General features: G+C 64.4%; 14 protein-coding genes. 11 read left to right on the forward strand and 3 right to left on the reverse strand.

Annotation, left to right across the window (positions count from 1 at the left end):
* Positions 1-79 precede the first annotated feature (79 nt).
* From ACSVIE_RS03425 to map, 6 genes are read left to right on the forward strand one after another with little or no spacing between them, the layout of a single operon-like run.
* Positions 80-1132, forward strand: coding sequence for a 3-oxoacyl-ACP synthase III family protein (locus tag ACSVIE_RS03425; protein ID WP_442423007.1), 1053 nt, complete (start codon positions 80-82; stop codon positions 1130-1132).
* Positions 1129-1926 carry a glycosyltransferase gene (locus ACSVIE_RS03430; protein ID WP_442423008.1) on the forward strand — a complete coding sequence of 266 codons (798 nt, stop codon included), beginning with the start codon at positions 1129-1131 and terminating at the stop codon, positions 1924-1926. The genes ACSVIE_RS03425 and ACSVIE_RS03430 overlap by 4 nt, the downstream gene beginning before the upstream one ends.
* Positions 1923-3098 carry a cytochrome P450 gene (locus ACSVIE_RS03435; protein WP_442423009.1) on the forward strand — a complete coding sequence of 392 codons (1176 nt, stop codon included), beginning with the start codon at positions 1923-1925 and terminating at the stop codon, positions 3096-3098. Before ACSVIE_RS03430 ends, ACSVIE_RS03435 begins: the two co-directional genes overlap by 4 nt.
* Positions 3088-4893, forward strand: coding sequence for an AMP-binding protein (locus ACSVIE_RS03440; protein ID WP_442423010.1), 1806 nt, complete (start codon positions 3088-3090; stop codon positions 4891-4893). Before ACSVIE_RS03435 ends, ACSVIE_RS03440 begins: the two co-directional genes overlap by 11 nt.
* A complete protein-coding gene (locus ACSVIE_RS03445) occupies positions 4890-5801 on the forward strand; it encodes an NAD-dependent epimerase/dehydratase family protein (RefSeq protein WP_442423011.1) in 912 nt (303 codons plus the stop codon). Before ACSVIE_RS03440 ends, ACSVIE_RS03445 begins: the two co-directional genes overlap by 4 nt.
* Before the next feature lie 30 nt (positions 5802-5831).
* A complete protein-coding gene (gene map / locus ACSVIE_RS03450) occupies positions 5832-6659 on the forward strand; it encodes a type I methionyl aminopeptidase (protein WP_442423012.1) in 828 nt (275 codons plus the stop codon).
* Positions 6660-6737: 78 nt separating this feature from the next.
* On the opposite strand, the gene ACSVIE_RS03455 is transcribed toward map, so the two are convergent.
* The 3 genes from ACSVIE_RS03455 to ACSVIE_RS03465 are packed head-to-tail and all read right to left on the reverse strand — an operon-like array spanning position 6738 to position 10021.
* Positions 6738-8084, reverse strand: coding sequence for an ABC transporter substrate-binding protein (locus tag ACSVIE_RS03455; RefSeq protein WP_442423013.1), 1347 nt, complete (start codon positions 8082-8084; stop codon positions 6738-6740).
* A gap of 54 nt (positions 8085-8138) precedes the next feature.
* Positions 8139-9047 carry a carbohydrate ABC transporter permease gene (locus tag ACSVIE_RS03460; RefSeq protein ID WP_426003619.1) on the reverse strand — a complete coding sequence of 303 codons (909 nt, stop codon included), beginning with the start codon at positions 9045-9047 and terminating at the stop codon, positions 8139-8141.
* Positions 9044-10021, reverse strand: coding sequence for a carbohydrate ABC transporter permease (locus ACSVIE_RS03465; protein WP_442423014.1), 978 nt, complete (start codon positions 10019-10021; stop codon positions 9044-9046). The genes ACSVIE_RS03460 and ACSVIE_RS03465 overlap by 4 nt, the downstream gene beginning before the upstream one ends.
* 222 nt (positions 10022-10243) lie before the next feature.
* Here ACSVIE_RS03465 and ACSVIE_RS03470 point away from each other — a divergent pair, with 222 nt between their 5' ends.
* From ACSVIE_RS03470 to rpsK, 5 genes are all read left to right on the forward strand, one after another.
* Complete coding sequence (locus ACSVIE_RS03470; protein ID WP_442423015.1) at positions 10244-11281, forward strand: P1 family peptidase; 1038 nt, start codon at positions 10244-10246, stop codon at positions 11279-11281.
* A 194-nt stretch (positions 11282-11475) separates the two neighbouring features.
* On the forward strand, positions 11476-11697 hold the full coding sequence (gene infA, locus ACSVIE_RS03475) for a translation initiation factor IF-1 (RefSeq protein WP_009358723.1): 222 nt from the start codon (positions 11476-11478) through the stop codon (positions 11695-11697).
* A 69-nt stretch (positions 11698-11766) separates the two neighbouring features.
* On the forward strand, positions 11767-11880 hold the full coding sequence (gene rpmJ / locus ACSVIE_RS03480; protein ID WP_011775570.1) for a 50S ribosomal protein L36: 114 nt from the start codon (positions 11767-11769) through the stop codon (positions 11878-11880).
* A 196-nt stretch (positions 11881-12076) separates the two neighbouring features.
* Positions 12077-12454, forward strand: a complete 378-nt coding sequence (gene rpsM, locus ACSVIE_RS03485; protein WP_021472434.1) for a 30S ribosomal protein S13 — start codon at positions 12077-12079, stop codon at positions 12452-12454.
* Between the two features lie 52 nt (positions 12455-12506).
* Entirely contained in the window at positions 12507-12908 is a 402-nt protein-coding gene (rpsK, locus tag ACSVIE_RS03490) for a 30S ribosomal protein S11 (protein WP_021472435.1), read from the forward strand.
* Positions 12909-12987: the final 79 nt, after the last annotated feature.

A 12987-nucleotide genomic window follows, 5' to 3' on the forward strand; every position in this document is an offset into this window, starting at 1 on the left:
ACGCTGGAGCAGAGGGTGTGTCCCGTACCATGGGTGCGGGACACACCCTTTTCGTTGGCGGCATACAGTGGGGGACCGCATGCAGGAAGCTCTTTCCGGACGCAGCAGGATGGCAGGTTTGGAGGTTTATCTTCCTCCAGCGCGCCTGGACACTTCCGCCGTCGAACAACGCATCGCGGAGTCGAGTCCAGGGTTCCGCGTTCCCAGGGGCCTGATCCACCGGGTCACCGGGATCAGGACCCGCAGTGTCATGGCGGACACAGAGCAGGCCTCGGACCTGGCGGCGCATGCCGCTGCCAAGCTGCTGGCCCAATGCGGGCTGCAGGCTACGGACATCGGGCTCCTCATTTTCGCCTCCGCCAGCCAGGACATGGTGGAACCGGCCACGGCCCATATGGCGGCAGCCAAGCTGGGGTTGTCCTGCCCGGTGATGGACGTCAAGAATGCCTGCAACAGCTTCCTCAACGGACTGGAAGTGGCAGACGCCCTGATTGCATCGGGCCGCTACAGCCGGATCATGGTGGTTACGGGGGAAGCCCCGTCACGGGCTGTCCGGTGGGCGGTTCCTGACTTCGCGACTTTTACGTCGAGCTTCCCCGGCTACACCATGAGCGACGGCGGAGCTGCTTTGCTGCTGGAAGCCGTACCACCCGCCGGGGAGCAGGGTGATGCTGCAGCAGGTCCGGAGGGTGTCCTCGCCACCGCTTTCACGGCCAAGAGCAGCCATTGGTCCGTGGGGACCCTCGCCGCAGGTGGCTCGGCATATCCCAGGGATCCTGAGGCCAGCTACTTCAGCATGGATGGGGAAAAGCTCAAGGATGCGTTCCTTGACCTGGGATGCGGGATCCTCGATGACACCCTGGACCGGATGGGTTTGCAGTGGAGCGACTTCGCGGTGGTGTGTGTGCATCAGGTGAGCGCCCCCTACCGTGAGATTTTCGCAGCGCGTGCCGGGGTCGCCCCCGAACTCCTGGTGCCCACCGTGGAAGAGTTCGGCAACCTGGCCTCGGCCAGTCTTCCCCTGCAGTTGAAAGTGGCCATGGACACAGGCCGTTGCGCACCCGGTGATCTGGTGGCCCTGGTTGGTCTTGCCGGCGGCGTGAGCCTGGGCATGGCCGTGGTGCGGCTGTGACACTATCGGCACGGAACCCGCAGTTGGACAGCACGGCACCAGTCCAGCGTCTGTGCATTGCAGTTCCCATGCTTAACGAGGAGAAACTGGTCCTGCAGACGCTGGAAGCTTTGGCGGCCCAGGAGTACCGGGACTTCAGCGTTGTGGTGGTGGACAACGGATCCACCGACGACAGTTGTGGGATTGTGGCCCGTTTTGCCGCGGCGCATCCGTGGCTCGATGTGCGGCTGGTTCACGATCCCGAGAAAGGCACCGGCGCGGCAGCAGACACCGGCATGCGTTTCGGTGTGGATCACGGAGCGCAATGGCTGGCGCGCACCGATGCGGATTGCCTGCCCGAGCCCACGTGGACGGCACGGATCGTCCAGGCCTTTGGCGACGGACTGGAACTGATTGCGGGCCAACTGATTCCGCGTGACGATGAGGGCATCACCGCGTGGGAGCGCCGCATGATGCTCCTGGCCGTGGAGGTGGCATCTTTCTTTGGCCGCATCCGGCCGGGTAACAAGGGGGAGGGCTACCTGGGGCCGTACCAGATGCTGCCGGGTTGCAACATGGCAATCACCGCGGAGATGTACACCCGGTCAGGAGGCTTTCCCCGGTCCCGGATCGAGGACCTCCACGAGGACCGGGCCTTATCCAACAGAGTCCGCAAGCTGACCCGCAACTATGCCCTTCGCCGTGACGTGGTGGTCCATGGTTCCTCACGCAGGGTGAAAGCCTGGGGGTTGAAGAACACCCTCGCCTGGTACGCGGACCACAGGTACCGGCCCGACCACGTGGATATCCGATGATCGAGGCCGGGCACTGGGAACAGAAGGTGCACCTTGCTGCCCATCCTGTCCTCTACCCGCTGATTCGCGGTTTGGGCAGTCTCCGGCCGGTGATGCGGCTTCCTGGGCTGGGGGTGTTGGTCAGCGACGCCGCGCTGATCCGCCAGGTGCTGATGGACGGGGAGCGCTTCGTCAAGAACGGCCCGTCAGGATCAGGAGCGCTCTGGACACCCGTGGTTGGACCCCGGGCCCTGGTCAACATGGACGGACCGGAGCATCGCGAACTGCGGCGGAAGCTGGCCGATTTGTTCACTCCGGGGCAGGTGTCCGGGATCGTGGAACCTGCTGGTCAGGCACTGCGCTCCAGGGTCGATCGTGAGTTGGATGCCGATGCCCGGGTGGACCTGGTGGACTGCGTCAAGGAGTTGGCCGGGGGAGTCATCTCCCGTCTCCTCGGGATTCCGGAAGATGCTCCCGGGCGCTTGCCGGACAGGGAACTGTACGACCTCGGCTCGTCCATTTCTTCGCTCGTTCGTCTGGGGCGTCCCACCCTGACCGCACGCCAAGCCGCCAAGGGCAGGGCCGCCGTCGAGGTGCTGGCGGGGCCGGCGAAGGCCGCCTACCGTGACAGCGATCCCGGCAGCTTCCCTGGCCGGCTGCGCAGCCTGGGCATGTCGGAGGAGGAGGCCATGGGGATCATCAGCGCTTTTGTCATGGTGGGCACGGAAACACTGGTGTCCTTTGTGCCGAGGCTGATTGCCTTGCTGGCTGACAGCGGACGGCTGGAGGGCCTGGTGAAAAACCGGGACGGGCTTCCGGCTGCTGTTACGGAAGCGCTGCGCTACACCGTTCCCTCACCCATGATGCTCCGCGACTCAATGGCGGCCTCCAGGCTTGGTGGCATACCCGTCCGCCAGGGCGACAGGATCCTGCTGTCCACCATCCATGCGTCCAAAAGCCTCGGCGGTTTTGATCCCGGACAGCCGGTGCCCGGGGCAGCGCGCCAACTCTGGTTTGGTGCCGGGCCACATTTTTGCATCGGCATGCCGCTGGCCATGGCGGAGATCAACGCGGTGCTGCAGGTTCTGCTGGACCGCCACGCCCAGCGACCTTGGGTGATTGCGTCCCGGCAGGTGAGCAGGCGGGTGTTGATTCCCGGCTACAGCAGCTTGGAGGTGGCCAATGCCCGGTGATGCGACGTCGGCCCCGACGGCGACAACGGCCACCACAACAGGGACGCAGAGCGCCGTGGACCTCATCGCAGCGGTCTATGCCGCCGCGGAAAGGAACCCGGACAGTCCTGCCATCACGGCGCCGGGCAGGGCAGTCCCTCGCCTTGGGCGGAAGCAGGGCAGGACGAGACCGGGGCCCACCATGACCTACAGGGAACTGGTGGACGGGATCGAAGCGACAGCGCGAAGCCTGGCGGCTGACGGTTTCGGCGCTAGGGAGCGGATGCTCTTTTCTGTCCGTCCCAGCCCGGCCGCTTTTACCCTGGCCCTCGGGGCAGTCCGGGCTGGTGGTTCCGTGGTCTTCATTGATCCGGGTATTGGCCCCTCACTGTTCCATGACCGCGCCGAACTGGCGGCGCCGCGCTGGGCAGCGGCAGAGTCGCTCCTGTATACGCTCAGCACCAGGAGCCCGCTCCGTCCGTTGGCCCGCCGAAGGGGCCTGCTGTTGCCGGACTACGGTGCCATGAAAGTCCGGCACTACTACTCGGGCCCGTGGCTGCCGGGGGTTCCGGCAAGGGCGACGCCCGTCAGGCACCTGGCCCGGGAAAACAGCGACCACGGTTCGCTTCAGTGGGATGCGGAGAAGGATGCCGGCCAGGAGGCGGTCATCATCTTCACTTCCGGCACCACGGGCGCTCCGAAAGGTGTGGTGCACACCCGGGGTTCACTGGCGGCGGGTTTCGACCAGCTGTCCCGGAAGTGCACTTTCGGACCTGGTGACCGCATCCACAGCGAACAGTTGATGATGGGATTGCCGGCGCTCATTGCAGGTGCGCACTGGACCATGCCCGGGTACGGGTTCTCGTCCCACATCGACCCCCTTCGCCTGGCCGCGGAGCTTGGTTCCGTGGCCGGGGCGGCAGGCCCTTACGACGCCGCCACTCACCTGTTCCTTGTGCCATCCCAGTTGGCTCCGATCCTGGACGCGGTAGAGGAAGGCACGGTGGTGCTCCCAGGCTCGCTCAAGACCGTGATGCTGGGGGCCGCTCCGGTGTTGGCGCCGTTCCTCAAACGGGCCATGGGACTGCTTCCAGGGGTCGACTTCAAGCTCATTTACGGAATGACCGAGCTCCTTCCCATCGCAATCGCCGACGGGAGGGAGAAGCTGGCCTTCGCCAGCGGAACCGATGCCGGGTTCACGGCCCCCGATGGAAGCGGCGAAGGTGACTTCCTGGGAGAGCCGCTGCCCGCCGTCGTAATCCGCGTGGGAGAAGACCACGAGCTGTACGCGAGCGGTCCCAACATGTGCCGCGGGTACCTTGGCGGGGAACCGATGGTGGAACACGCTACCGGTGACCTGGTGCGGCTCGACTACGGACCCGCCGGAAGCGGCCCGGGAAACACAGCGGGTAACGGGACAGACGACGGCGGCACGAGACCGCCACGGTTGGTGATGATCGGGCGCAAGAAGGACATGATCATCCGGGGAAAGACCAACATCTACCCCGCGCTGTATGAGCCGCTCATCCTCTCGATCCCGGGCGTCCGTGCGGCCGCCATGGTGGGGGTCGCTGACGCCATAGGAGACGAAGCCGTAGTTCTGGCAGTGGTGCCCGCCCCGGAGGTGTCCGCCAAAACGCTGCTCGCAAGGCTTGGGAAGGAACTTCCACGGCTGATCGACGAGTCTGCCCTGCCGGACCGCATCGAACTGGTCAGCTCCATCCCCGTGAGCGGCCGGCACAGGAAACCGGACCGGCAGGCACTGAGGTCGCTCGTCGCGGGAAGACCCGCGGGCGGGGACAGGGGCACGCCATGAGGATCGCCGTGACGGGAGCCACGGGGTTCATAGGGGGAGCGGTCGCTTCAGCCGCCGAAGCCCGGGGCTGGGAGGTGGTGCGCTTTGCGCGTCGTCGCGGACCCTCGCTGAGGTACTGGGACCTCGCCGGGGTACCACCGGCGCACCTGCCTGCGGTAGACGCCGTCGTTCATGCAGCGGCGCATGTGGCCGACTGGGGTGACCCGGGAATCTTTCACCGGGCGAATGTCCATGGCACCCGCGCAGTGGCGGAGGCGTACGCGGGGACCCGCCTGGTCCACGTCTCGAGCTCCAGTGTCTATCCGTGGTGGACGCCGTGTTCCAACCGGGCGGAAGAAGAAGTAGCTTCCCGGCACCTCGGCGCGTATGGACGCAGCAAGGCGCTCGCAGATGTTGAAGCACGCCGCCACGCGAACTCAGTGGTCCTGCGCCCACACGGCGTCTACGGTCCAGGGGACCGGACCCTCCTGCCCCGGCTCGTCGCCAACATCCGCGGAAACCACCTCATGACCGTCGGCCGTGAGGATGTGAGCCACCAGCTGACACACATCGACAACCTGGTCCGCGCCGTGCTGGCAGCGTGCTGCGCCGGAATCCGCGGGGCAGTCAATGTGGCTGACGCAGCCCCGGTGGAGCTGGGGGGCGTGCTGCGCCAGGTCCTCGACGCCACCGGCCACCAGCACGTGGGTATCCGGTACGTTCCCTACTCCGTGGCCATGGCTCTTGCTGTTGGCTCAGAAGCTGCAGCCGCCGCCACGGGCAAGGCTCCCCGCCTGACCCGCTATGCCGTGAGCCAGCTCGGGATGGAGCGGACCTACCGTCTTGACCGGCTGCGCGGGGACCTGGGAATCGAGCCAATTTCGACCACGCTCCTTGATGCGGGAAAATGGTTGGAGCGTGGGGCCTGACCGGCTCCACAGGAATCTTTAGAGGAGAACATGGCGTTCGGTCAGCCCCGCATCGAATACAAGACCAACGAGCAAATGCGGAAAATGCAGGAAGCCGGGTTGGTCCTCAGCCGGGCACTCGATGCTGCTGTCGCAGCTGCCAAGGCAGGAGTCACCACCAAGGACCTGGACGACGTCTTTGCGGCGGTCCTCAATGATGCCGGAGCAAAGTCCAATTTCCTGGGCTATCACGGCTTCCCTGCCACCATCTGCACCTCCGTGAACGAGGAAGTGGTGCATGGGATCCCCGGAGGCCGGGTCCTCGAAGACGGTGACATCATTTCCATCGACGGTGGCTGCATCGTTGACGGGTGGCACTCGGACTCCGCCCGCACCGTGATCGTGGGCACGGCGGACCCCGAAGACCAGCGTCTTTCCGACGTGACGGAAGCTGCCCTGTGGAGGGGCATCGCGGCCCTGGCCAAGGGCAAGTTCGTGGGCGACATCGGCAATGCCGTTGATGACTACGTTTCCTCGGTGCCGGGCAAGCCGCTGGGAATCCTGGAGGACTACGTCGGCCACGGCATCGGCTCCGAAATGCACATGGCGCCCGACGTCCTGAACTACCGGACAAACCATCGGGGACCGAAGATCCGCCCGGGACTGTGCCTGGCGATCGAGCCGATGCTTGTACGCGGAGGCATTGAGACCGCCACCCTGGAGGACGACTGGACCGTGGTGACTACCGACGGCAAGCGCTCCTGCCAGTGGGAGCATTCCGTAGCCGTCCATGAGAAGGGTATCTGGGTCCTGTCCGCACCTGATGGCGGGGCAGAAAAGTTGGCGCCGCTCGGCGTCGTGCCCGTTCCGATCCCTTAGCAACAACAGGACAGGCGAGGGGCTGCCGTGGTTATTGGACCACTGGCAGCCCCGCGCTTCCTTGCTTTGTCAGAAGGGCTACGCCTTCAACTTCGGCTTCACATCCTTGGTGTAGATGCCCTCAAGGGTTTTCTTGAGCTCCGTCATGGTCGCCTTGACGTCGCCCTGTTGGGTGAGGATCTTTGCGGCGGCCTTGGCCATCTCCTGGTCGGCGCCGGGCAGGAACACGCGGGCGTTGTCCTGGACGCGGGTGACGGCCAGCTGGTCCATCGCGGTCTTGATCTGCGGCGTGGCAGCCAGCACGGCGGACATGTCGGCCGACAGACGCGTGGGCATGTACCCGGTAGCGGCCGAGAAAGCCGCCGTGTTGTCCGGTTCCGTCATGAACTTCAGGAACGTGGCGGCCGCAAGTTGCTCCTCCTTGCTGATGCCGCTCGGAATTCCCAGTCCTGCACCGCCGGTGGGGCAGACGCCCGAGGTGACCTCAGGGCCACCGGGGAGGAAGCCGACGCCAACGTTGAACTTGGCCGCCTTGAGCACGCCCAGCAGAGAGCCCGTAGACGAAATGGTGGCGGAGGTGATGCCGGCGGCGAAGTCGTCGGCAGCCTCCTTGGAAGAAACGCCGGCCCAACCATCCTTGTAGATGGAGTCCTGCGCCCACTGCAGCGCGGCGACGGCCTTCTCCGAATCGCAGGTGATGTCCCAGTCCTTGGACCAGCTGCCGCCCCAGCCCCACAGGTTGTTCTGCAGCGTCCACCCGGCGTAACCGGCCAGTGCAGGGTAGATGTAGGCGTACTGGGCGCCCGAGGTTGCCTTGAGCTTTGGCGCCCATTCGGCGAATTCCTGCCACGTTGCCGGCGCCCGGTCCGGCAGGCCTGCCGCCTTGAAGTGGTCCTTGTTGTAGTAGAACAAAGGGGTGGACCGGCCATACGGAAGGGCCCACTGCTGGTTGTCGTACTGGTAGTCGTCAACCAGGGACTTCTGGAAGTCGTCCAGCTTGATGTCGAGCTGCTTCACCAACCCGTCAAGGGGAATGATGCTGCCATTGGAGAAGTACCGGAACCACCAAACGTCGGAGAGGACCACCAGGCCGGGCAGTCCGGTCTTTGCCGCCTGGGAGGTCTGGAACTTCTGGGCGATCTCCTCGTAGTTGGCACCTGCGGTGACAAGGTTCACCTTGATGTCCGGGAACTTCGCGTGGAATTTATCGATGATGGACTTCTCCACGTCCTGGGACTTGCCGGGGTGGTTGGTCCAGAAATCGATGGAGGCGGCGGGCTTGACGCCGCTGAAGTCGATGGCAGCCGTTTCGACGGCGGTTCCGGGACCCGCCGTCGACGGCCCACCGCAGGCTGCCAGGGCTGCTGCTCCGGCGCCCAGGCCTGCAAGGCCAAGGAAATGCCGACGGTCAAGATTCGTGCGCATGGTGCTTCCTCTCAAATGACGTGCATAGATGCGAAATAGTGCGGGTGGAGACTGTTAGCCGGTGACGCTGCCTTGCGTCAGTCCGGCGACGATGTAGCGCTGCAGCGCGGCGAAGACCAACAGGATGGGCACGATCACCAGGACAGCACCCGCCATGAGGATGCCCCAGCCTGCCCCGTTGCCCTCGGAGTTCTGGAGCAGGGTCAGGCCGACCGGCAGCGTCATGGTTTCGGGTCGGTCGGTGATGATGAGCGGCCAGATGTAGTCGTTCCATTCGCTGACCACCGTCACCAAGGCCACGGTGGCTACCGATGGCAGGGAGACGGGGACAATGATCTGCCACAATCGCCGCCAATGCCCGGCGCCGTCGATCTCGGCGGCTTCCAGGATGGAGGGCGGCAGGGTCAGGAAATGCTGCCGGAGCAGGAAGGTGCCGAATGCCGTGCCAAGACCGGGGAGGATGATGCCCCACAGCGTGTTCTTCCCGCCCATGCCCGCGATCAGGATGTAGTTGGGCAGGATGGAGACCTGCGCCGGCACCATGAGCGCCACCAGGATCAGCACGAAAATCACGTTCTTGAAGGGGAACCGGACGAACACCAGCGCGTAGGCGGTGAGGATTGCCAGGACCACCTTGATGGATGACCCAACCGCCGTGACGATCAGACTGTTGGTGAAAAACTGCGCGAACGGCACCGTGGTCATGGCCGTGGCGTAGTTCTCAAGGTTGAGCGACTCCGGCAGGATCTTCAGGTCCGTGGTCACGATCTCGCCGGGCTGTTTGAAGGAACTGAGCACCATCCAGAGCAGGGGGAGGAATACCACCAACGTGGCAATGATGAGCGGGATGTAGCCGGTTGCCAGGGTTTTGACCAGGTTGGCTGCGGACAGCGGCCTGGCGCGCGGCGGCTCTTGGTGTGGTTCGAGGGGAGGAACGACGGCGGCGGGAGACTGCGCGCTCATGAGTAGTGGACCTTTCGCTCAACAAAGCGCAGTTGGAGGACAGTGATGACCAGCAGGATTGCGAAGAGGGTCACCGAGATGGCGGCCGAGTAGCCTGCCCTGTTGTAGGCGCCGAACGCCTGGAGGTAGGCCTCGTAGATCAGTGTGCTGGTACCGTTCCCGAGCGGCGTCATGATGCGGATGAGGTCGAATGCCTGCAGGGAACTGAGCATGGTGGTGATCAGCAGGAAGAACGTGGTGGGGGAGAGCAGCGGCACCGAGATGTTGAAGAAGCGCCGGATGCTGTTGGCCCCGTCCAGTGCTGCGGCCTCCATGACGTCGCGCGGCAGCGACTGCAGGCCGGCGAGGTACACCACGGCGCAGTACCCGAGGTTCTTCCAGACGTAGACAATGATGACCATCGCCAGTGAAAGCTGGGGGTCGTTGATCCACTGGGGGCTCTGCTGTCCGAGCCCACGGAGGATCCATGCGAGCACGCCGTAACCGGGATCGAAGATGAACAGCCACACCAGGCCGACGCCCACCCCGGACAGGACATAGGGTGCGAATACCGCCGAACGGGCAAACGTGGTACCACGAACCTTTGAATTGAGGGCCAGCGCAACCAGGAGCCCCAGCACCATGGACCCGCCCACCGTCACCACGGTGAACACGGCGGTGGTGCCGAGAACCTTTGACGCGTCATCGCTGGTGAAGAAGGTGACGTAATTCTGCAGGCCGACGACTGTTGCCGAGGCCGAACCCAACGTCCAGTCCAACGTGGAGTAGTAGATGTTGTTGACCAACGGCCAATACGTGAACGTGCCGATCAGGGCCAGATTCGGCAGGGCCATCATCAGGAAAACCAGGAAGTCCTTGCGGCTGCGTCCGGTCCACCGTTTCCTGGGCGGGGACACCGGGCCGGATGCCGCCGGCTGCTGCGGGCTGGTCTCGTCCGCAGGCACGGTGCTGCTGCTTATCAGTGGGGTAGTCATGGGTCACTTACGTTTCGGGCGAAAATGCGGGCCGGCACCCGGAGCGGGGCGGCGGAGACAGCCCTAGCTCACCACAACGACCCGCGGGGATTGCGGCAAACCGGGCTCCTGAAGCGATAGTTGGCTTACCTTTCCGGGGCCGTTTACGGAGCGTTCCCCGGGTGTTCGTCTGTGAGTCCGGGCTCCCGCTTGGCGGCGGCGGTTGAGGTGCAGAATGGAGCCATGGGTCAGATCACAGACGTTGCGGGTATTCGCGTGGGCCATGTCCAGAGGATTGGTGAGGGGTGGATTAGCGGGGTGACCGTGGTCCTGCCGCCGCCAGGGACTGTCGGGTCCGTGGATGTCCGCGGCGGCGGGCCGGGGACGCACGAGACCGATGCGCTGGATCCAACGACGCTCGTATCCACAGTGGATGCCGTGGTCCTCACCGGTGGGAGCGCCTTCGGCCTGGTAACCGCCCATGGGGCCCAGCGATGGTGCGAGGAGCAAGGGAGGGGTTTCGCCGTTCCCGGGACCGTGGTTCCGATAGTCCCGGCGGCGGCCATCTTCGACCTCGGACGCGGTGGCGACGTGCGCGCCCGACCCGACGAGGACATGGGCTACCAGGCAGCCGCCGCAGCCTTTGCCTCAGGCGACCATGCCGCCGTCGTGCGTGGAAACGTTGGTGCGGGAACCGGTGCCGTTGTTGCCCGAGGGCAGTTCAAGGGCGGAATAGGTACATCCTCGATCACGCTTGACCGTGGCGTCATTGTAGGTGCGCTGGCGGTGGTTAACGCGCTCGGGATGCCAGTGGGGCTGGGACCCGGCAGCGCGCGTCTAAGGTGGGGCCACGACGGCGGGGTTCCCTGGCCGAGCTTGCGAGGCGAGGGGGCCGTTGGGGAGGAACGACCGAGCGCGCAGAGGGTCGCAGACCCGCTGGCCCCACCTCAGGGACTCAACACCACGCTTGTCGTCATCGCTACGAATGCAATTCTGGATGTAGCGGAGTGCAGGCGGACTGCTTCGTCGGGCCACGCGGGGCTGGCCCGGGCGCTTGATCCTTCCCACACCCTCGCCGACGGTGACACCGTGTTCGCGTTGGCGACTGGCGCCGTCGGGCTTGACCGCAGCAGTGAGCAGGCGCGGCAGGTCTCGCTCATCACGCTCCAAAGCGCCGCGGCAGAAGCGGTCCGCCTGGCGATTCTGGACGGCGTCACGTCGGCTGAAAGCATCACGACGGCGGCCGGCAGCTTCCCTGCCTACCGGGACGACGGGGAGTGACGGGGCGGAAAAGGTGCGCTACCATGAACGGATTTAACTTTCACGCCCCAGTGGCGTAAAGTTGTCTGTTGGTTGTCTGTACAGCCACGCCCTTTTTGGTGTGGTGGTTCCAAGAGGGCCAAGCAAACAAAAAACGTCCGCTGGATCGCCGGTGCCTACCGGAGGACTGCGGCAAACAACAGTTAGCGGAGGATATGGCCAAGAAGGACGGGGTCATTGAGATCGAGGGCGTTGTGACTGAGGCGCTGCCCAACGCGATGTTTCGTGTTGAGCTGACCAACAAGCACATCGTGCTCGCACACATCTCTGGGAAGATGCGTCAGCACTACATTCGAATCCTCCCCGAGGACCGCGTAGTGGTGGAGCTGAGCCCATACGACCTCACACGTGGTCGTATCGTCTACCGCTACAAGTAAATTGCTGGGCGGCAGGGCATGTCCCGCGCCGCTCCAGCAGATCAACTGCAAAACACGCAAAGGAACGCCATGAAGGTCAAGCCGAGCGTCAAGCAGATCTGCGACAAGTGCAAAGTGATCCGCCGTAACGGCCGGGTCATGGTGATCTGCGAGAACCCGCGCCACAAGCAGCGCCAGGGCTAATTCCCCGCAAGGGAATCAGCGCCCGCAAGGGCAAACCTGGGTTGCTAACCCACGCAAGTAAATAAAGGCAGCACAAGCTGAGCTGGGACAGAAGTACAGAGCCCGGACAGCGTACCCCCGGTCGGAGGCTGGGGCCGCACTGACAGTGCGGGTGTACTGCCTACGACCTCCGGTTTATTCAAGGAGTACCGCCACTATGGCTCGTCTCGCTGGCGTAGACATTCCCCGCGAAAAGCGGTTGGAAATTGCGCTTACTTACATCTACGGCGTGGGCAAGACCCGTGCACACGAAACCCTGGCTGCCACCGGCATCAGCCCTGACGTTCGCGTCAAGGACCTGACTGACGCCGAGCTGGTCCAGCTGCGTGACTACATTGAAGGCAACTACAAGGTTGAGGGTGACCTTCGCCGCGAGGTAGCCGCTGACATCCGCCGCAAGGTTGAGATCGGCAGCTACGAAGGCCTGCGCCACCGCAAGGGCCTGCCCGTACGCGGTCAGCGTACGAAGACCAACGCTCGTACCCGCAAGGGCCCGAAGCGCACCGTCGCCGGCAAGAAGAAGGCCGGACGTTAATCCCAAAGGGATTGACCTGGTTTTCCCCCGATAACTTTCTGTAGGAGAAACAATGCCCCCGAAGACTCGTGGAGCGGTTCGTAAGCCGCGTCGCAAGGATAAGAAGAATATTGCGCTTGGACAGGCGCACATCAAGAGCACCTTTAACAACACCATCGTGTCCATCACGGACCCGACTGGCGCTGTGATCTCCTGGGCTTCCGCCGGTGAGGTTGGCTTCAAGGGCTCCCGTAAGTCCACCCCGTTCGCTGCCCAGATGGCTGCTGAGGCTGCTGCAAAGCGTGCCCAGGAGCACGGTCTGCGCAAGGTTGACGTTTTCGTCAAGGGCCCGGGTTCGGGACGCGAAACCGCAATCCGTTCGCTTCAGGCTGCTGGCCTCGAGGTTGGCTCCATCCAGGACGTCACCCCCAGCGCCCACAACGGTTGCCGCCCGCCGAAGCGCCGCCGCGTCTAATTAGGTTCTACCTGCCTGACGGCCGGGCCTGCTTGTGAAGGGATGTCCTTTCGCAAGCATGGTCCGGCTGGTCAGGCTG

Source organism: Paenarthrobacter sp. NCHU4564 (genome assembly GCF_052156435.1).
Classification (GTDB): domain Bacteria; phylum Actinomycetota; class Actinomycetes; order Actinomycetales; family Micrococcaceae; genus Arthrobacter.